This is a genomic window from Stutzerimonas stutzeri, assembly GCF_051028275.1.
Taxonomy (GTDB): domain Bacteria; phylum Pseudomonadota; class Gammaproteobacteria; order Pseudomonadales; family Pseudomonadaceae; genus Stutzerimonas; species Stutzerimonas stutzeri_AS.
The window spans coordinates 3,235,005-3,252,610 of sequence record NZ_CP069269.1 but is presented as its reverse complement, the minus strand read 5'-3'; the positions used below and the strand labels follow the sequence as shown (position 1 = coordinate 3,252,610).

The window sequence follows — 17,606 nt, the reverse complement described above, 5'->3', positions numbered from 1 at the left end:
GGCCGGAAACGGCGGCAGCGGAAAAACTTGGCGGCAGGCCCGCATCAAATGGATATGCACAACCAACGCAGTATTCAACGGCACCAGCTGCCGTATTACCTCAACGTATTCAACCGTTTCACGGACAAACCCTTGGGGTTCATTGGCAACCTGTCCGAGTCCGGGCTGATGCTCATCAGCCCTTACCCGATGATGACTGAGGTACGGTTCGATATGCGCCTGAAGATTCCAGGACAGCATAGCCAGCTGCGCTACGTTGATTTCAGCGCGACTTGTCGTTGGTCACGCGAGGACGTTACGCCCGGAAGCTTCGATTCGGGTTTCGTGTTCGTCTCACCGCCTCGCGAAATACGCGAAATGATCGACGCGTTGCACCACTATTTCAGCTTTCGTCCCATGCAGCACATTCCGCCGGCGCGCCTGCCGCGGGTCGAGTCAGCCGGTAACAGGGCGGCCGATCAGGACTGTTGCCAGGGCACCTGAGTCCCTTCTCCGTGAAGCTCCGTTGACCAGCGTATCCGTGCGGCTCGCTTAGTGCCGACGACTCTGGTCACAGCATCCCACCTTTTTTCCAGGCCAGGTAGCGACTGATGAGCGCCGGCCCAAGCTCGTACGGGCGTGCATCGATAACTGGCACGCCGTGGGCAAGCAGCTGCTCATGGAGCTTGGCTCGGGCGTTCAGGTACTCGAGCGTACCGCAATAATCCAGCGCGTCCCGAAAGTTACTGACGGGGCGCTGACGCAGGCTGTCGAGAACCGGCTCGCGCAAGCTCACGACCAGTACGCGATGGCGGCGGGAAAGCAGGCGTACGGCGCCGAGCAGGGCCTCGTCATCTTCATCGCGCAGGTTGCTCACGATAATCAACAGCGCGCGCCGTTTCTGAAGGGTCAGCACATCGCTGGCAGCAGAGAGGAAGTCCGCCGGCTGCTGGGTGTTGTTCAGGTCGTAAACGCCGTTGAGCAGTGTGTTGAGGTGGCTCTGGCCTTTGGCAGGCGCAAGAAAGCGACGCTGGTCTGTAGCAAAGGTATAGAGCCCCAGGGCATCGCCTTGGCGAAGGACTACGTAAGCCAGCAGCAAGCTGGCGTTGAGCGCATGATCGAAGTGCGACAGTGCCCCGTCCTGGCTGCGCATACGCCTGCCGCAGTCGAGCATCAAAACTATTTGCTGGTCTCGGTCATCCTGATACTCCCGAACGATGGGCGCACGTTTGCGGGCTGTGGCCTTCCAGTCGATTTGCCGCACGGTGTCGCCTTCACGAAACTCGCGCAGCTGGTTGAATTCCATGCCAGGGCCTCGCCTGGGCTGTTGCCGCACGCCCAAGCGGCTAAGCCAGTGCTCGACAGCCAACAGCGGTGCACCCTGCAGGCGAGTAAAGTCGGGATAGACTCGGGTCTGTGAGTCCAGCGGCAGTAGCCGTCGCTCTCGCCATAGCCCCAGCGGGCTCAACAAGCGGATCTCACAATGCTGGAAGTGAAAGAGGCCGCGGCGCAGCGGTTGCAGGCGATAGGTAAGCTGACAGTGTTGACCGGGCGCAAGTGTCAACTGCTGTGGCAGTTGCTCCTGCTCTAGCCCGGCAGGCACATAGTCGAAGATGTCGATACGCATCGGCTTCTGCCAGGCATGTCCTACACCAAACTGTACGTTGTGCCAGCGACCCAAGGCGAGATGGCCCGCCATAACGCGCTGCAACGCTGGCGAAGGCAGGCGGTGCAGGCGAAAGGCGTCTGATACCGCGACCAGACCCAGGCACAGTAACAGCCCCCACCAGGCACTATGAAAAGCGCCAGGGAGACCGCTATCAAGTGCCGCAGCGACACCCATCAGAATCCCCACGCAGAGCAGCGCGGCGAGGATGTAGATCAGCAGCCGGGATGGATTCATCGAGGAGCTCGCTTACCGGCTAGCGTCACAGTCGCGGCGCCGCGACCTGGTCAAGCAACTGCTGCAGCAGCTGATCGACCGAGGTACCTTCGATATCGAGTTCGGGTGAGAGCCTGACGCGATGCCGCAGGACGGCCAGGGCGCAGCCCTTGATGTCGTCCGGGATGACGAAATCCCCTCCGCGCAGCAGGGCCCGCGCCCGCCCACAACGCACCAGCGCAATGGAAGCCCGCGGCCCGGCGCCCAGTGTCAGGCCTGGCCAGCTGCGGGTCGCTCGGACCAGGCGCACCGCGTAATCGAGAACCTGATCGTCCAGCGGCAGGTCACTGGCAATCTTTTGCAGAGCCTGGACATCCTTTGCCTGTAGCAGTACTCGCAGGCCGCTGACGTCAAGGATATCGGTGCGAACCGAGCGGGTGACCTGGCGAACCAGCGTCACCTCTTCATCGGCATCGGGGTAGTCCATGCGCAGCATCAGCATGAAACGGTCAAGCTCGGCTTCCGGTAACGGATAGGTACCTTCCTGCTCGATCGGGTTTTGCGTGGCCATCACCATGAAAGGCTGCGGTGCCGGGAGCGCGCGTCCCTCGAGGGTTACCTGGCGCTCCTGCATGACTTCCAGCAAGGCTGCCTGGGTTTTGGCAGGTGCGCGGTTGATCTCATCAGCAAGCAACAGATGGGTAAAAACCGGCCCCTTGCGCAGTTTGAACTGCTCGCTGGCCAGGTCGTAGACCGCATGGCCGGTGATGTCGCTTGGCATCAGGTCTGGAGTGAACTGGATACGCGCGAAGTCGCCGCCAAAGCAGCGCGACAGTGCCCGCACCAGCAGCGTCTTGCCCAGGCCGGGTACGCCTTCGACCAGCACATGGCCGCCGGCAATCAACGCGGTGAGCGCGCCGTCCACAATATCCTGCTGGCCGATAATGGCTTTGTGCAGCTCCTGACGCAGTGCCTGCGCGAGCTGGCTGGCGCGTTGGCGCTGTGTATTCGGTGCAGCTGTAGTCGGGGCGTTCGGTTCCGGTGTCGTTTCGCTCATAACGCATTCCTGAGACTTTGCAGGCGGGCAACCTGGCGGGTGAAATCGGCAGCACTCATGTTTTTACCCAGCGGGGACTGCATGGCATGGGTAACGGCATCAATGGAAGTTCGGGTTATCCGCGCCAGCACCTCGCATTTGGCGGCATGATCAAGCGCGTTCAAATGTCGGCAATGACGCTGTGCTTGGCGAACGATGTCGTTTTGCAGGGCGATGATCAGCCGGCGTTGTCCAGCCCGCCGGTAGAGGAAATCGGCGCTGCCTCGCAAATGCTCTCGAAGCTGCCGTCGACCGCGGTCTGGGGATTCAATCAACGGACCGTGACGCTGGGCTGCGTGCCAGCAGCCCAGCAGCAGCACCAATAGCGCAGCGGCCAGGGCTTCTGGGAAATAACGAAGCAGCAGACGCAGCAACCCGTCATGCTCGGTGCGATAGATCATCGTCACGTTCCGGTCCTGGGTCAGGTACCACAGCAACCAGGCATGGTCGTAGTTGGCGATCGCGTCGTTCTGCCAGATCCAGCTATCGGTAAGCGCGGTGATCAGGCCGCTCCCGCGCTGCAGTTGCAACATGTGCGTCGCACCAGCGCTGTTGGCCCAAGCATGGGCGCTGCTGCCCGCGTCGTACAGGTGGTAGTTCGGATCGAAGGCGAAGTAGGCGGGGGCCTCTTCGTTCTCAAGATACAGGCGCGTCAGCCTTGGGCGTTTTTCGGAACTCGTGGCGTCTCCGACGCTGTCAGTGTCTTTTGTCTCGGTGGTTTCGTACTGTTGCAGGTTTAGCGAGTCGAGCAACAGGTCCCCGCTGCGGCCGGTTTGTTCATCCCATAACTGCTCAGCGACGAATACCAGGTGCCCGCCATCCTCAACCCAGGCCAGTAGCTGTTCGGTTTGTTGCGGTGCCATCTCGCTGCGACTGCCAAGCAGCAGCAGGATCTGTCGATCGGCCGAGAGATCGTCGAGCCTGCTGAAGGTCTCGGCATGGCCAACCGTCCGGCCTTGATCGAGGAGAAACCGCTCAGCGGCGAGATAGGGATTGCTACTCACCTCTGGCGCTGGGCCATGCTCGACAGTTTCTTCGTACCGGGTCGCCCCGTTCAAGCTGAACAGCAGCACCAGGCCAGCCAGCAACGCGGCCGCTACAAGCAGATAGAAGCGGCGCCTGCTCATGCCAGGCGCTCGTTGCCGAATAGCTTCTGCCAACCCTGGCATAGCTCGTCCAGGGCCTCGTCGGACGGTAACTGGTGCCCGTAAGCCACGCTCAGCCAGTGTTGCGTCAAGTCGCGTGCATACTCCATCAGGTGCGGCTGTGCGGTCTTACGCAGCAGTTCCAGTATTTCTCCTTCTGTATGTGCGCTTTTTAGCGGTAGCTGCCGTTCGTGTAGCAGTCGGCTGAGAAAAGCGCGGTAGAGAAGACTTAGCGCTTCGCGCGGCTGCGCGCTCCAATGCCGACGCACTTCCGCCAAGACATCCGTGGGGTGACTTTCGGGTTGAAGGTCCAAGCCGAGTATCTGGCTGGGTGGCGTTCGCCGCTGCTTCATTCGCGGCACCCGGAGCGGGATCACGTACAGCCTGATCCAGTCGCGGTAATGCCATAACAGCAAACCGATCAGGCCGAACAGTGCGGCCCAGAGGATGGCTTCGGTCACGGTTGTGATGATTTCGGAACGGTGCGGGTGCAGATTGTTACTCAGCAGTCGTTCCAGCCAACGTCCCAGCCAACCTGGCTCGTCGTCGGCGTCTTCCCCGAAGCGCCAGCGGGTGACCGTTTCACGGTATTTGAATGGTGGTTGGTCGAGCAGCTCGTTGATTCGGTCACTGGCGGCCTTGCTGGTCAATGGTTGATTGAGCAGGCGTTCACCCTGTGGAACAGACCTGGCGGTATCGCTCGCCTGCACTAGATCTGCCGTGGCGGCAGCAGCGAGCGCCGGGGAATGCGGCAAAACGAGCCACAGGCTCAAACCAAGCAACAGTACAGGCAGTATGGCGCTGATGCGGGCCTGCATTCTGCGAAAGGCCAGCTCGATGTCCCAGGCTTCGAGGGTCGTACGGCGGTTGAGATATAGGCTGAAGCCGCAGGCCACATAGATAGGCTCCCAGACGATCAGCACGATCACGTAGAGGAGGTTAGACAGGTGTTCGAGCCATAACCAATCAGTGGTCATGCCTAGCAGGTCCTGCCAATGCCAGTCGGCCAGCAACTGTGGCGGGATCAGCATGTACATCAACGCCAGAGCGCCTAGCCAGAGGCCCATCTCCAGGTGAACGCCAACCAGTGTCAGCCCGGTTGCGGCTTTGCGGTCACGCTGATGGAGTATCCGAAGGCGCTGTGCTCGAGCGGGGCCGGCCAGCTCCTCAAGTTGCAGCACAGGTAGATCGAAACTGCGAGTCAGGCTGAAGCGCCGCGAGGTCAGGCTGGTGAACCACTGCCGTCGTAACAGTTGCGGCAGTGCCTTCATGCTGCAGCGCAGGGTGGGCGTGTCGCCAAACAACGCCCGTGACAGGATAAATAGCGGCAACCGCTCATACAGAGGCTTGAGCCACCAGAACAGCAGGAGCGATAGCGTCGGGCTCTGCCACAACAGCAAGCTGAAAAGGGCGAAGAGTGGCAAGGTCACAAGTGCCCAACTGGCCATCAACAGACCGGCATGACGGCGCGCCAGGAGCACACCGAGGTCAAGCGACTCCCAGGCATCGCGGGGGCGTATCTCCATGCTGGCATCATTCAGTTGCATGGACGCTCCTGCCGCTTATCGCCAGGTACGCGCCGACCAGCAGCCATAACAGAGCCCCCACGGCATATTTGACATAAGCCGATGGGTAAGTCATCGAGGACCAGTACGCCTCGATGAACGCAGCGATCAGCAGGAACAGAATGGCGCCAGCGATCAGTCGTATTGCTATGGCGGCAGCCTGGCGCAGTGCCTCGCTGCGTGATCTGCGGCCAGGCGCAACAAGAGCAACGCCCAGTTTCAACCCGGCCGCGCCTGCCAGGGGGATAGCCGTCAGTTCGAAAGCGCCATGTCCGATGACGAATGACCAGAACGGCTGGTCGTAGCCTATCCCGGTCAGGTGGCCCGCAATCGCTCCGATCATCAAACCGTTGAACAACAGATAGAACAGGCTGCCGAGGCCGAACAGCAGTCCACCAGCAAAGGTCTGGAAGGCGATTCCGATGTTATGCATGACGTAGTAACCGAACATCACCCAGTCGTCTCCGGAACCACGCTCGCCGAAGCGACCAAGACGATTCGCGTCGGGGTCGTACATCGCTTCCATTTCGGCAAGCTGCTCCGGGTTGATGAGGCTATAGACCAGTTCGGGAACTGCCAGAACCAGAGCGGCCATGCCCAGCAGGCTGACGTAAAAAATCAGACTCGCTGCCGCTAGATAGGGCCACTGTTCGCGGACCAGCCTGGCAAAACCACCGAGGAAAAAGCCGAGCAGCCGTCCGGCCAGGGGGCTGCGATGGCGATACAGTTGATTATGTCCCCGCTGAGCCAGTACCTGCAGGCGTTCAACGAAACTGATGCTGTAACCCCGCGCCTGAGCCAATGCGAGCTGCTGGCAGAGGCGACGGTAGGCTGCAGGAAACTCAGCAATGCTGGCCGATTCGAGCGTTTTGCCGCGCTCCAGCGCCTCGAGCGTATCGTTGAATAACCGCCACTCGGTCTCGTGGCGGCTTTCGAACTGGCTCTGTTTCACGCTGGGCCCACCAGGCCGCGGGCAATGCCGTGAATCAGGCCTTCCGCTTGGGTTGGGGCAACTTGCAGCGGCTCGGCCAGGATGCTGGCCAGCTCAAGGCGCCTTTCTGCAGAGAGCGTGGCGTGTCGCTCGGCAAATGCAATCAAGGCGTGTTGCTCTGCCAGCGTCAGCGGTATCGGCGACACTGTCGCGTCGGCTGAGGGAAGAGTCGGCCTGGCGGGGGCTCGCTCGCGGTAAACCACTAAGGTTCCGGCTGCCAGATCGCCCAAGCGTTTGAAAGAAGGATGCCAAAGGCAGGAAAGTGCGCCGAGGAAGTAGCCGAATGGCAGCATGTCGACGAAACGCAGCAAATTGCGGGTCAGGGCTGAGGCCCAGCCAACAGGGGTGCCATCATCATGAACGACTTTCAGTCCGAGCCATTGCTTGCCAGGCGTCCGTCCCTCGTTCAGCACTTCGAACAGCACCATGTACCACCACTGCACCAGAAACAGCAGCAGCGCTCCCACGCCCAGGCCGAATTTGCCCAACAAGCTGGAACCGAATCCCAGGATTGCCACGATTGCGCCTCGTATCAGCAGATCGAGGGCAAACGCCAGTGCCCGGGGGACGAGGCCGGCCGGATGGAGCAGAAGGTCGATACCCTCAGGTGTTTCGACACGGTGCGTGTTATCCAGCAAGGCGGTGGTTGAAAACGCGGACGGCACGGTGTTGGCTCGGAGAAAGAAACCGGATGCTATGCGCAGATTGCCGTCTCGATCAATCGTCCGACGATGTGAATGTACGGCAATGAAGCCATCGATTTCGCATTTTGGCAGTCACCGTGTCGGCACTTCCAGACGCCCAGCGCTTCCTCAGGCGCTGCGGCGGCGAAATCGGGGCGAGCCGAACCGTAACGGTTCGTCTGGGGCTGGGGTGCGCGCTAGACTGGCGACAACAATCGAGAAGGACGCTCCCTTGACCTCCAGCATCTTCTGGTACGACTTCGAAACGACCGGCATCTCTCCTCGCTGCGACCGACCCGTGCAAGTGGCCGGAATTCGCACTAACGAGTTGCTGGAAGAGATAGGCGAGCCATTGAACCTCTACTGCCGCCTCAGTGATGACATTCTGCCGCACCCCGCCGCGTGCCTGGTAACGGGCATCACGCCCGACACCTTGGCCGAAAAGGGCCTTTGCGAAGCAGAATTCATTGCCCGGCTGCACCATGAACTGGCATTGCCCGGCACCTGTGGCGCTGGCTATAACAGCCTGCGTTTCGATGATGAAGTGCTGCGTTATAGCCTGTACCGAAATTTCTTCGATCCCTATGCCCGCGAGTGGCAGGGCGGCAACAGTCGTTGGGACCTGATCGATCTGGTTCGTACTGCTTATGCACTGCGACCCGAGGGCATCGTCTGGCCGGAGGAGGACGGACGTGTCACGCTCAAACTGGAGCGCTTGAGCGCCGCCAATGGTCTTGAACATGCAAACGCCCACGATGCCTTGTCGGATGTGCGAGCCACCATTGCGTTGGCTCGGTTGATTCGTGACCGACAGCCTCGTCTATATGACTACCTTTACAAGCTTCGCCGTAAACATGCTGTGGTTGAGCAAGTACAACTGCTCAGGCCAATGGTGCATATATCCGGGCGTTTTTCTGCGGCACGTCATTTTCTGTCTGCGGTGCTGCCGCTGGCTTGGCATCCGCGCAATCGCAATGCGCTAATCGTCTGTGACCTGAGCGCCGAATGCTCGCCACTTTGGGAGGAGCAGGCGCAAAGCATCCGTGAGCGGCTCTATACACGGCGGGAAGATATGGGCGACAAACTTCCGGTCCCACTGAAACTTGTCCACATGAATCGCTGCCCGGTGCTCGCGCCAATGAACGTGCTGCGCCAGTCCGATATCGAACGGCTCGGGCTGGATATGGAATGTTGTGATTCGAGAGCAGCAGAGTTACGCGAACGCGAACCGGAATGGCGATGGAAACTAGCAGATATCTATCAGGATGAGCCGTTTGCCGGGTCCTCAGATCCCGAGCAGCAGTTGTATGACGGATTCTTCAACGATCGAGATCGGCGACTGTGCGAGCAGGTGCGCAACACATCACCTCGACTGACTGACGCAGCCTTACCTTTTGATGACGTGCGCTTGTCCGAACTGCATTTCCGGTACCGGGCACGTAACTTTCCTGAGTGTTTATCAGCAACCGAAATCCAGCAGTGGCAAGAGTTTTGTCGCCAACGGTTGATGACACCTGAGCTCGGTGCCCCTAACACCCTGCAACAGTTCGAAGAAAGTCTCGACGTGTTGTTGCGCTCAGCGACCCCTGAGCAAAAACCTTTACTGCAGCAATGGTCGCTGCATGCTCGCGGCTTGCGTGCACGCTACGCGCTTTGAATATGCTTTTCGTCCGCGCATAAAAAAGCCATCTGGCACCACGAGACTGTGCCAGATGGCTTCGGGTCCGCCTGAAAGTTAGCCCAGCAAAGTGGCCCAGCTTTCAACCTCGTCGGAACCCCATTGTGCTTTCCACTCTTTCAGCGTTTTGTGATTGCCACCTTTAGTTTCAATCACTTCGCCGTTATGGGGGTTCTTGTACTGCTTGACGCGACGGGCACGCTTGGCGGCGGCCGGCGCTTTGGAAGCGCGCTGCGGTTTGTTGCTGCGTGCATCCGGATCAAGCAGGGCGATAATATCGCGAAGCGACTTCTGGTATTCGCCCATCAGCTCCCGCAGTTTACCTTCAAACTCAAGTTCCTTTTGGAGCTTGTCGTCTTCGGACAGGGACTTCAGGCGCTCCTGTAGTTCCTTGATTGCTTCTTCAGTGGCGCGGTATTCGTTGATCAGCGACATGTCACTTCCTTGGTATAGGTTGGAACGCGAGTGACAGCAATCATAGACAGCTACCGAGGACAAGTAAATCTTCGCTTGAGTAAAGTTTTGGTTAGTTTGTTCAGTTGGTATCAGGCTTAGAGTCCTTAGTTGTAAGGCAGGCATCAAGAAACGCTGCACATAACTGCACCACGATCAGATATGTCCCGCTTATTTGCGCTTTCGATGCCTGAACTACAGGTCGTTCACGAGCACTGCATTGCTACGTTTTCCTTACCGCTTCGTTGCTCTCGAGCTAAAACTCGTAAATTTTTGTGGCCTTTATAGGTGTGTTTGTTTGCCGTCGGCTGGTTCGACCCAAATCCCCGGCCGCGGCAATTCTGGCTGCGGTGGCGGGGCGGTTGATTGGTATGGTGGCAGTTTTCGTCGCTGCGCTAGAATGCCGCCTCTTCTTGAGTAAGCCGGAGTCAATTTAAAATGCGCACATTCAGGCTGGTTATTGCCTGTCCAGACGGCGTCGGCATTGTGGCCAAGGTCAGTAACTTCCTTGCGACCTACAATGGTTGGATAACCGAAGCCAATCACCATTCTGATCGTCAGAGTGGCTGGTTCTTCATGCGGCATGAGATCCGTGCCGACTCCCTGCCTTTCGATCTCGATGGGTTCCGTCAAGCATTCGGGCCGATAGCGCGGGAATTCTCGATGGAGTGGCGCATTACTGACTCGGAGCAGCGCAAACGAGTGGTCTTGATGGCCAGTCGTGAATCGCATTGCCTGGCCGACCTACTGCATCGTTGGCACAGTGGTGAGCTGGATTGCGACATACCTTGCGTAATCTCCAACCATGATGATCTGCGCAGCATGGTCGAGTGGCATGGCATTCCCTATATTCATGTTCCTGTTGAGCCCGGGCGCAAGGAGGAAGCGTTTGCCGAAGTGTCACGCCTGGTGCGCGAGCAACGAGCCGATGTGATCGTCCTGGCGCGCTACATGCAAATCTTGCCGGCCGAGCTCTGTCAGGAATTCGCGCAACGCGTCATCAACATTCACCACAGCTTCCTGCCATCGTTCGTGGGCGCCAAGCCCTACCACCAGGCATCCCTGCGAGGCGTCAAGTTGATAGGTGCGACGTGTCACTACGTGACGGAAGAACTAGACGCTGGACCTATCATCGAACAAGACGTCGTACGAATCAGTCATCGCGACAGCATTGAAGACATGGTTCGGTTGGGCAAAGATGTCGAAAAAATGGTGCTATCGCGCGGCTTGCGTTATCACCTTGAAGAGCGAGTGCTGGTGCACAGCAACAAGACCCTGGTATTCAACTAACCCGTCGTTTTTCGCTGCGGGGAGAATAATGAGCGATCCATTGGAAAAGGCCGGCGCGAGGGCGCCGGACATTATTGGAAGTGGTTGTACCCAGCGCTACGATCCCGACCAAATGGGAGCGGAGACAGGGACTGACTTCCCAGATGCCGAAGCCCTATGGAAGCAGTATCTGAGCGAACGTCAGCGACTTGCTGATGACCGGCTTGATGAACGTAGTGACATGACGTAGCCGCCAGCGCCTAGTTGGTTGGCAAACTGCGCCACTTAAAAGAGGCTTAGTTTGAGGCGTGACGGTAAAGCCATCACCTTGCAAAGGCGCGCCGAACAGTTCAGCGATCTGGACATTTTTCGCTGCTGATACTCAAGGTCGATATGTTTCGCCTTGAGCGGGTCAAACAGGCCGCTTATGCCAGGCCGGCTGAAACATCGCTGATGCGCTAGGTAACGCAGGTAAGCTGAGTATCCTGGAGCACCATCGGCAGCCTGCAACGTAGCATGGTATTGGACGGTGCCCTTTAGTCTATTGGAAACTAAGCTTGAGGGGAGGGCGCTGCTTCAATGATTGCTGTTGTTCACAGTTGTTGGATCACAGCAGTGAACAATTCATTCGGCCTGGGATTCTTGCTCGGATAACTCTTTTTCGATCTTCTTTATCTCGGCCTTGAACACCTGGTCGTGTACGGTAGGCCTTTTACGCCAAGGCCGTCGTTCTGGGTCGGGCTGTGCGGCGTAGGTTGTTATTTCTCCACCGTAAACGGCCTGAAAGCGGTTGGCTTGCTTTTCAAGCTCGGCGCGTAATTGTTCTTTTGTCACGTCTGTTTTTGCCTCTTACTACGTCTATCGATTTTGAGCGCGGCGCGCTCAGGGGTGCGAGCTTCCGGGCTCTGGCGAGGCCCGCTCGTTTTGGATGGTATAGGATTGAGTAAACAGTACTTCAAGCGGCTTGGGCTAACAAGTCTGCCGTCGGCAAATAGCTGATAATTAGCGAAGTGCGATATCTGTTACTTGGCACGGCCGTGCAACTTGATGCGCAGTGCGGTGACAGGCTTGAGCTAACTTGGCTAAGCAAAACCTTGTAATAAAGGCCAATGGCTTGTGCTGACGGATTGCAAGCCCACCAACAAAAACCGCGCCTGGTTCGGCGCGGTTATCTTGGTTTGAGGCTTGCGATTTAGCGAGCTGGCTGACTGGCCACGTCGTTGGGCGCTCGACCATAGACGTCATCCAGGCGCTCGATATCATCTTCGCCCAGATAGCTGCCCGACTGGACCTCGATTATTTCCAGTGGAATCTTGCCAGGGTTCGCCAGGCGGTGGATGGAAGTCACTGGGATGTAAGTGGACTGATTTTCGGTGAGCAGGAACGTCTTGTCATTGCAGGTGACCTGGGCGGTACCGGACACAACGATCCAGTGCTCGGCGCGATGATGGTGCATTTGCAACGACAGCTGCGCGCCTGGATTTACGCAGATCCGCTTGACCTGGAAGCGACCGCCCATGTCGACCGAGTCGTACCAGCCCCAAGGGCGATAGACAGCACAGTGGTTTTGCGTTTCGGAGCGCTTCATGGCGTCGAGCTTGTTCACAAGCTTCTTGACGTCCTGCACCTTGTCCTTGTGGGCGATCATGGTCGCGTCTTTGGTCTCGACGACCACGATATTATCCAAGCCGACCACGGTTACCAGTTTGCCGTTACCGTGAACAAGACAGTTGCGGCTGTCTTCAACGATCACGTCACCTCTGGTCACGTTGCCGTCTTCATCCTTTTCCAGCACGTCCCAAAGCGAGGACCAGGAGCCAACGTCGCTCCACCCTGCGGACATCGGAACGACGCACGCCAGCTCGGTTTTTTCCATTACCGCATAGTCGATCGAGTTATCCGGGCAGCATGCAAAAGTGGCTGGGTCGATCAGAAGCTCTTCGCCGTTCTTGATACTGCGCTCCAGCGCCACCCAGCAGGTGTCGTAGATGTCCGGGTCGTGCTTCTTCAACTCGTCGAGGAACACGCTGGCACGGAACAGGAACATGCCGCTGTTCCAGTAATAGTCGCCGGAGTTGACGTACTCCTGGGCGCGTACCTCGTCGGGCTTTTCAACGAACTGAGTAACGCGGTTGACCCCTTCAGGCAGGCCGTTATGCCCCTCGTGATCACATTTGATGTAGCCGTAGCCGGTTTCCGGGCTCGTGGCTGGGATGCCGAACAAGACCATTCCGCCGTTTTCGGCTGCATTGGTTGCCAGGGCGAGGGAGCGCTGGAACGCCTTATGGTCTTCGATAACGTGGTCGGCAGGCAGAACCAGTAGCAACTCGTCACGGTCCTCGGCAAGCAGTTTCATCGCTGCAATGGCGATTGCAGGAGCAGTGTTGCGACCAAACGGCTCTAGCAGGATGCCCTGCGTCCCGAGCTTGCGCGCGGCCAGCTGCTCCTTGACGATGAACCGGTGCTCCTTGTTGCAGACCAGCAGGGGCGCTTGCATGCCCTCGAAGGCCAGGCGCTCGATGGTTTGCTGGAATAGCGTTTGGTCAGCGGTGAGGGCCAGGAACTGCTTGGGAAATGCCTTGCGCGAAAGAGGCCAGAGTCGGGAACCGCTGCCGCCTGAAAGGATGACCGGAATCATGTTGTTTCTCCTGAATCATTGAGAAGGGGGAAGTTCTTCTTGTCCATGTGGCGGTCAGAGGTCTGCGCTCGCCGTATGCTTCTTGGTCGGGCCTTCAGGTGCCTCGCGCCGTTAAGTTCGGTTTCTCTTTGAGAAAACCGCATTCGGGGCGAACAGCGTGCTCCGAGCCTGAATCTTGGGGTGTTGCTAGATAATTGATTGAAACCGCGCTGGATGCTGCGCAGCCGATAGCTGAGGTGCGGTGAATGTATTTAGGCCGCTCATCAGACGTGAGCCAGTTCGATCGACTGCCATTAAAGGGGCTTCTGTCCGTCTTCGGCTGATGCGTCTGGCTGCGTGTCGACGCTGCAGGCGCCTGGCCCGGCTGTATTAGATTCAATACGCCTGGCGATCTCGGGAGGCTGCCGTGGCTAACGCGTTGCCCAAACTGTTCTGAATTCCATAGCACGTTCATGTGCGACGTCCCTTTCCGTCTGGAAATGCCGGTACGCGCTTATGATTGCGGGGGCCTTCGGATAGTTCCCTGACCGCATGCCGCTGATCGGGTAGTTTTCGACGGTAGCGGAGGGGGCGTCGGTCTGCTGGCATTGCAGACCTTGGCCGGCACGACGGCCTGAAGTGAGGTACAGGTGGTGGCGGGAACCGTCCTCGCTCCAAGCCGGGCCAGGGGAAACAGCAGGGACAAGATGGAACTAGTCTTGGGTATCCCGCAAAAACACCAGATGGTCAGTCGATGAACTGTCCGGGCTGTAGCGATAGCCGTCGTAGTTGAACTGTTTCAGTTGTTCGGGTTTCTTGATACGTTCCTTGATTACGTAGCGGCTCATCAGCCCCCGGGCTTTCTTGGCATAGAAGCTGATGATTTTGTACTGACCATTCTTTTGATCCTTGAAATCGACATCAATGACCCGCGCGTTGAGCGCATGGCGCTTCACCGCACCGAAATACTCGTTCGAGGCCAGGTTCAGCAGTACATCATCGCCTTGTGCGGCAAGGGCCTGGTTAAGCCACTCGCTTATCCGGTCGCCCCAGAAGGCGTAGAGATCCTTGCCGCGTGGGTTGGCTAATTTCGTGCCCATCTCCAAACGATACGGCTGCATCAGATCCAGCGGGCGAAGCACGCCGTATAGCCCGGACAGCATGCGCAAGTGCTGTTGAGCGAAATCGAGGTCCGCTTCGGTAAAGTCGTTGGCATTCAGGCCGGTGTAAACGTCACCTTTGAAAGCAAGCAGTGCCTGCTTGGCATTGCTCGGCGTGAATGCCGCGTTCCAGCTGCCGTAGCGGGCTACATTGAGCGCCGCAAGCTTGTCTGACAAATGCATCAGATCACTGATCTGTTGAGGCGACATGTCGCGCAATTGACTGATCAACGCCTGGGCGTGATCCAGGTGTTCAGGTTGAGTGAAGCGTCTGGTCGTAGGCGGGGTGTCGTAGTCCAGCGTCTTGGCTGGCGAAATCACCATCAGCATGCAGCGGTCTCCTATGATGTGAGCCGATTTTAGGCCGTATGGCGAAGTCTCTCCAGCTATGAGTCCGATTAGTGTCTTAAGAGATGTGATGCGAGTTGCGCGCTTGGCCGCTGGCGTAGGCAATGCCGAGCAGAGCCCTGGATGTCATGGGTCAAGGGCCGATCAGGGCTGTCTCTAATGCTGCTGCGCTGCCTTTTTGGCAGGCTGTCCATGGTAGATGGCGGATGGGCTTCGCTGAGACGGCGTACATGACGGGAGCGTGGGGCAGCGGCGGTGATCACGCGGATCGATCTCGGAGCCTAGTCCCCGGTTTGAGTTGGGCCAAGGGCTATTCGTCGTTTCGATAAAAAAACGTCATCTCTCTGAAAAAGACTTTTTACTGTCATCTATTTTGCGGTATTACCTGATGCAAGACCGCCGAAACCTGCACTCACAGGTGGCGGCCTCTGGGTGGCCCCAAGCCCCTGCCACTCAAGTCCGCTCACCTCGACGCACGGCGGTTTCCCTACGGCGGAGAGCATTCGGCCCTCCGTCGTTCCGGCTCCGAAAAGGTGATCGCGTATGGATGACTACGGCAGACCCCGCGCAACTCGGCCCACCCTCTACGTTCTCGACACGAACGTTCTGATTCACGACCCCAATGCATTACTGAATTTCCAGGAACATCACGTCGCCATACCGATGACGGTGCTGGAGGAACTGGACCAGCTCAAAACCGGCAAGCACAGCGTTGCGGCTGAATGTCGGCAGGCGATTCGTCTGATCGACAAGGTGCTCGGTGACGCAACACCCGAAGAGGTCGAGCTCGGCGTTCCCATCCAGCGTGAGAAGAGCGGACCCTGCGGCAGCCTGTCGATACTGATGAGTAAAAGTGCCGACTCCAGCGCGCTGCCAGAAGATCTCAACGACAATAAGATCATCAATCAGGTCGTAGAGCTTCAGCGGCGCAGCGCTAGCGTGCCGGTGGTACTGGTCACCAATGACATCAATATGCGTCTCAAGGCCCGCGCCTGCGGCGTTGCCTCCGAGGACTACCATACCGACAAGCTGGTCGACGACGTTGGACAGCTTTCCCGTGGTTATCACAGCCTTAGCGGGTCGTTCTGGGACAGGGTCAGCAAGGTCGACACTCATCAGGGGCACGGGCGCACCTGGCATCGGGTCCAGTTGATCGACAACCTGCCAGCCGTGCACATCAACGAATTCATTCTTGATGAACAAGGTTTCGTCGGCTGGATCAAGGGCATCAAGGCCGACGAGTTGCTATTGCTCGACATGCACCAGGAGCCGTTGCTGCACCAGGAAGCGTGGGGCCTACGGCCGCGCGATATCCACCAGGCGCTGGCATTGTTTGCCCTGCTGGATCCCGATATCCATCTGGTTAACCTATCAGGGGCTGCGGGTTCAGGCAAGACGATCCTGGCCCTGGCTGCCGCGATCGAGCAAACGGTCGTAAGCAAGCGTTACCGCCGTATCATCGCCACGCGAAGCGTGCAGGGGCTGGACGAAGACATTGGCTTCCTCCCAGGCACCGAGGCTGAAAAGATGGAGCCCTGGCTTGGCGCGATCACCGATAACCTCGAAGCTCTGCATATGGATGACGAGAGCACGCACGGTAGCGTGGACTACATCCTGCAAAAGGTGCCGCTGCAGTTCAAATCCCTCAATTACATCCGCGGGCGCAGCTTTCAGCAGAGCCTGATTCTTATCGACGAGTGTCAGAACCTGACGCCGCACCAGATGAAAACGATCATCACGCGCGCCGGCAGCGGGTCGAAGGTGGTCTGTCTTGGCAATCTGGCGCAAATCGATACGCCCTACCTATCTGCGACCAGCTCGGGGCTGACCTATCTGACCGAGCGGTTTAAGGACTTCCCACACGGCATGCACGTTACCTTGCAAGGGGTGCCTCGCTCGGTATTGGCCGAATACGCCGAGGCTCATATGTAGGGTTCAAGGCTCCCGCGAGCGAGCGGCAGGCAGGGGTGTCGTGCGGCATATTGTGTTTACAATGCCGCATCGATATCCGGAGTCGCCTGTATATGCTCACTCACCTCGATTCACAGGGGCGGGCCAACATGGTCGACGTTACCGCCAAGGCCGTCACGGCGCGCGAGGCGGTAGCGGAAGCCAAGGTCCGCATGCTTCCTGAAACCTTGCAGATGATTCAAAAGGGTGGACACCCCAAAGGTGATGTCTTTGCTGTCGCCCGTATCGCCGGCATCCAGGCGGCGAAAAAGACTCACGAGTTGATACCCCTTTGTCATCCTCTGTTGCTGACCAGTATAAAAGTCGAGCTGCAGCCGGAAGGGGAAGATCGTGTGCGGATCGAAGCGCGCTGCAAACTGGCGGGCCAGACCGGTGTGGAAATGGAGGCGCTCACGGCAGCCAGTATCGCCGCTTTGACCCTCTATGACATGTGCAAGGCGGTGGACAAAGGCATGGTTATCGAAGGCGTTCGGCTGCTGGAGAAGCTTGGGGGAAAAAGCGGCCATTGGCAGGTACCGGCATGATCCGGGTTCAGTATTTCGCGCGATATCGCGAGGCCTTGGGCATCGACTCGGAACAGATCGAGTGGGACGCCTCCTTCCTTCGTCTAGACGATCTGCGTGCTCATTTACTGTCGCGGGGGGGCGAGTGGTGTGTCTTGGCTGAACAAAACATCATGTCCGCGCGCAACGATGAATTATGCGGCCTTGACGAGCCGCTGATCGATGGTGATGAAGTGGCGTTCTTTCCCACTGTGACTGGAGGCTGA

The 17,606-nt window shown here is 58.3% G+C and carries 17 protein-coding genes; 7 read left to right on the top strand and 10 right to left on the bottom strand.

Annotated elements, in window-relative coordinates:
• Positions 1 to 48: 48 nt before the first annotated feature.
• Positions 49 to 483, top strand: a complete 435-nt coding sequence (locus JQR87_RS15080; RefSeq protein WP_407295656.1) for a PilZ domain-containing protein — start codon at positions 49 to 51, stop codon at positions 481 to 483.
• Between the two features lie 67 nt (positions 484 to 550).
• Here JQR87_RS15080 and JQR87_RS15075 read toward each other — a convergent pair whose 3' ends face one another.
• From JQR87_RS15075 to JQR87_RS15050, 6 genes are read right to left on the bottom strand one after another with little or no spacing between them, the layout of a single operon-like run.
• Positions 551 to 1,882 carry a DUF58 domain-containing protein gene (locus JQR87_RS15075; protein WP_407295658.1) on the bottom strand — a complete coding sequence of 444 codons (1,332 nt, stop codon included), beginning with the start codon at positions 1,880 to 1,882 and terminating at the stop codon, positions 551 to 553.
• 25 nt (positions 1,883 to 1,907) lie between these two features.
• Positions 1,908 to 2,918 (bottom strand): AAA family ATPase, encoded by a 1,011-nt coding sequence (locus tag JQR87_RS15070; protein ID WP_407295660.1) that lies wholly within the window; start codon positions 2,916 to 2,918, stop codon positions 1,908 to 1,910.
• Entirely contained in the window at positions 2,915 to 4,084 is a 1,170-nt protein-coding gene (locus JQR87_RS15065; protein ID WP_407295662.1) for a DUF4350 domain-containing protein, read from the bottom strand. Before JQR87_RS15065 ends, JQR87_RS15070 begins: the two co-directional genes overlap by 4 nt.
• Positions 4,081 to 5,649: a DUF4129 domain-containing protein gene (locus tag JQR87_RS15060; protein ID WP_407295664.1), complete on the bottom strand. Its 1,569-nt coding sequence runs from the start codon at positions 5,647 to 5,649 to the stop codon at positions 4,081 to 4,083. Before JQR87_RS15060 ends, JQR87_RS15065 begins: the two co-directional genes overlap by 4 nt.
• On the bottom strand, positions 5,636 to 6,619 hold the full coding sequence (locus tag JQR87_RS15055; protein WP_407295667.1) for a stage II sporulation protein M: 984 nt from the start codon (positions 6,617 to 6,619) through the stop codon (positions 5,636 to 5,638). The genes JQR87_RS15060 and JQR87_RS15055 overlap by 14 nt, the downstream gene beginning before the upstream one ends.
• Positions 6,616 to 7,323, bottom strand: a complete 708-nt coding sequence (locus JQR87_RS15050) for an RDD family protein (RefSeq protein ID WP_407295669.1) — start codon at positions 7,321 to 7,323, stop codon at positions 6,616 to 6,618. The genes JQR87_RS15055 and JQR87_RS15050 overlap by 4 nt, the downstream gene beginning before the upstream one ends.
• 250 nt (positions 7,324 to 7,573) lie before the next feature.
• On the opposite strand from JQR87_RS15050, the gene sbcB reads away from it, so the two are divergent.
• A complete protein-coding gene (sbcB, locus tag JQR87_RS15045; protein ID WP_407295672.1) occupies positions 7,574 to 8,998 on the top strand; it encodes an exodeoxyribonuclease I in 1,425 nt (474 codons plus the stop codon).
• A gap of 78 nt (positions 8,999 to 9,076) precedes the next feature.
• Here sbcB and mvaT read toward each other — a convergent pair whose 3' ends face one another.
• Positions 9,077 to 9,454, bottom strand: coding sequence for a histone-like nucleoid-structuring protein MvaT (gene mvaT, locus JQR87_RS15040; RefSeq protein WP_407295674.1), 378 nt, complete (start codon positions 9,452 to 9,454; stop codon positions 9,077 to 9,079).
• 456 nt (positions 9,455 to 9,910) lie between these two features.
• On the opposite strand from mvaT, the gene purU reads away from it, so the two are divergent.
• Positions 9,911 to 10,762 carry a formyltetrahydrofolate deformylase gene (purU, locus tag JQR87_RS15035; RefSeq protein WP_407295676.1) on the top strand — a complete coding sequence of 284 codons (852 nt, stop codon included), beginning with the start codon at positions 9,911 to 9,913 and terminating at the stop codon, positions 10,760 to 10,762.
• A gap of 28 nt (positions 10,763 to 10,790) precedes the next feature.
• Positions 10,791 to 10,991, top strand: coding sequence for a hypothetical protein (locus JQR87_RS15030; RefSeq protein WP_407295679.1), 201 nt, complete (start codon positions 10,791 to 10,793; stop codon positions 10,989 to 10,991).
• A gap of 374 nt (positions 10,992 to 11,365) precedes the next feature.
• Here JQR87_RS15030 and JQR87_RS15025 read toward each other — a convergent pair whose 3' ends face one another.
• The 3 genes from JQR87_RS15025 to yaaA all read right to left on the bottom strand — a co-directional run bounded on the left by JQR87_RS15025 (position 11,366) and on the right by yaaA (position 14,848).
• Entirely contained in the window at positions 11,366 to 11,575 is a 210-nt protein-coding gene (locus tag JQR87_RS15025) for a hypothetical protein (protein ID WP_407295680.1), read from the bottom strand.
• 358 nt (positions 11,576 to 11,933) lie between these two features.
• Positions 11,934 to 13,379 (bottom strand): mannose-1-phosphate guanylyltransferase/mannose-6-phosphate isomerase, encoded by a 1,446-nt coding sequence (locus tag JQR87_RS15020; RefSeq protein ID WP_407295683.1) that lies wholly within the window; start codon positions 13,377 to 13,379, stop codon positions 11,934 to 11,936.
• A gap of 692 nt (positions 13,380 to 14,071) precedes the next feature.
• On the bottom strand, positions 14,072 to 14,848 hold the full coding sequence (gene yaaA / locus JQR87_RS15015; protein ID WP_407295686.1) for a peroxide stress protein YaaA: 777 nt from the start codon (positions 14,846 to 14,848) through the stop codon (positions 14,072 to 14,074).
• A gap of 561 nt (positions 14,849 to 15,409) precedes the next feature.
• On the opposite strand from yaaA, the gene JQR87_RS15010 reads away from it, so the two are divergent.
• From JQR87_RS15010 to JQR87_RS15000, 3 genes are all read left to right on the top strand, one after another.
• Entirely contained in the window at positions 15,410 to 16,798 is a 1,389-nt protein-coding gene (locus JQR87_RS15010) for a PhoH family protein (protein ID WP_407295688.1), read from the top strand.
• A gap of 92 nt (positions 16,799 to 16,890) precedes the next feature.
• On the top strand, positions 16,891 to 17,361 hold the full coding sequence (moaC, locus tag JQR87_RS15005) for a cyclic pyranopterin monophosphate synthase MoaC (protein WP_407295690.1): 471 nt from the start codon (positions 16,891 to 16,893) through the stop codon (positions 17,359 to 17,361).
• The gene (locus JQR87_RS15000) at positions 17,358 to 17,606 is read left to right on the top strand and encodes a MoaD/ThiS family protein (protein WP_407295693.1); all 249 of its coding nucleotides are present in this window, start codon (positions 17,358 to 17,360) and stop codon (positions 17,604 to 17,606) included. The genes moaC and JQR87_RS15000 overlap by 4 nt, the downstream gene beginning before the upstream one ends.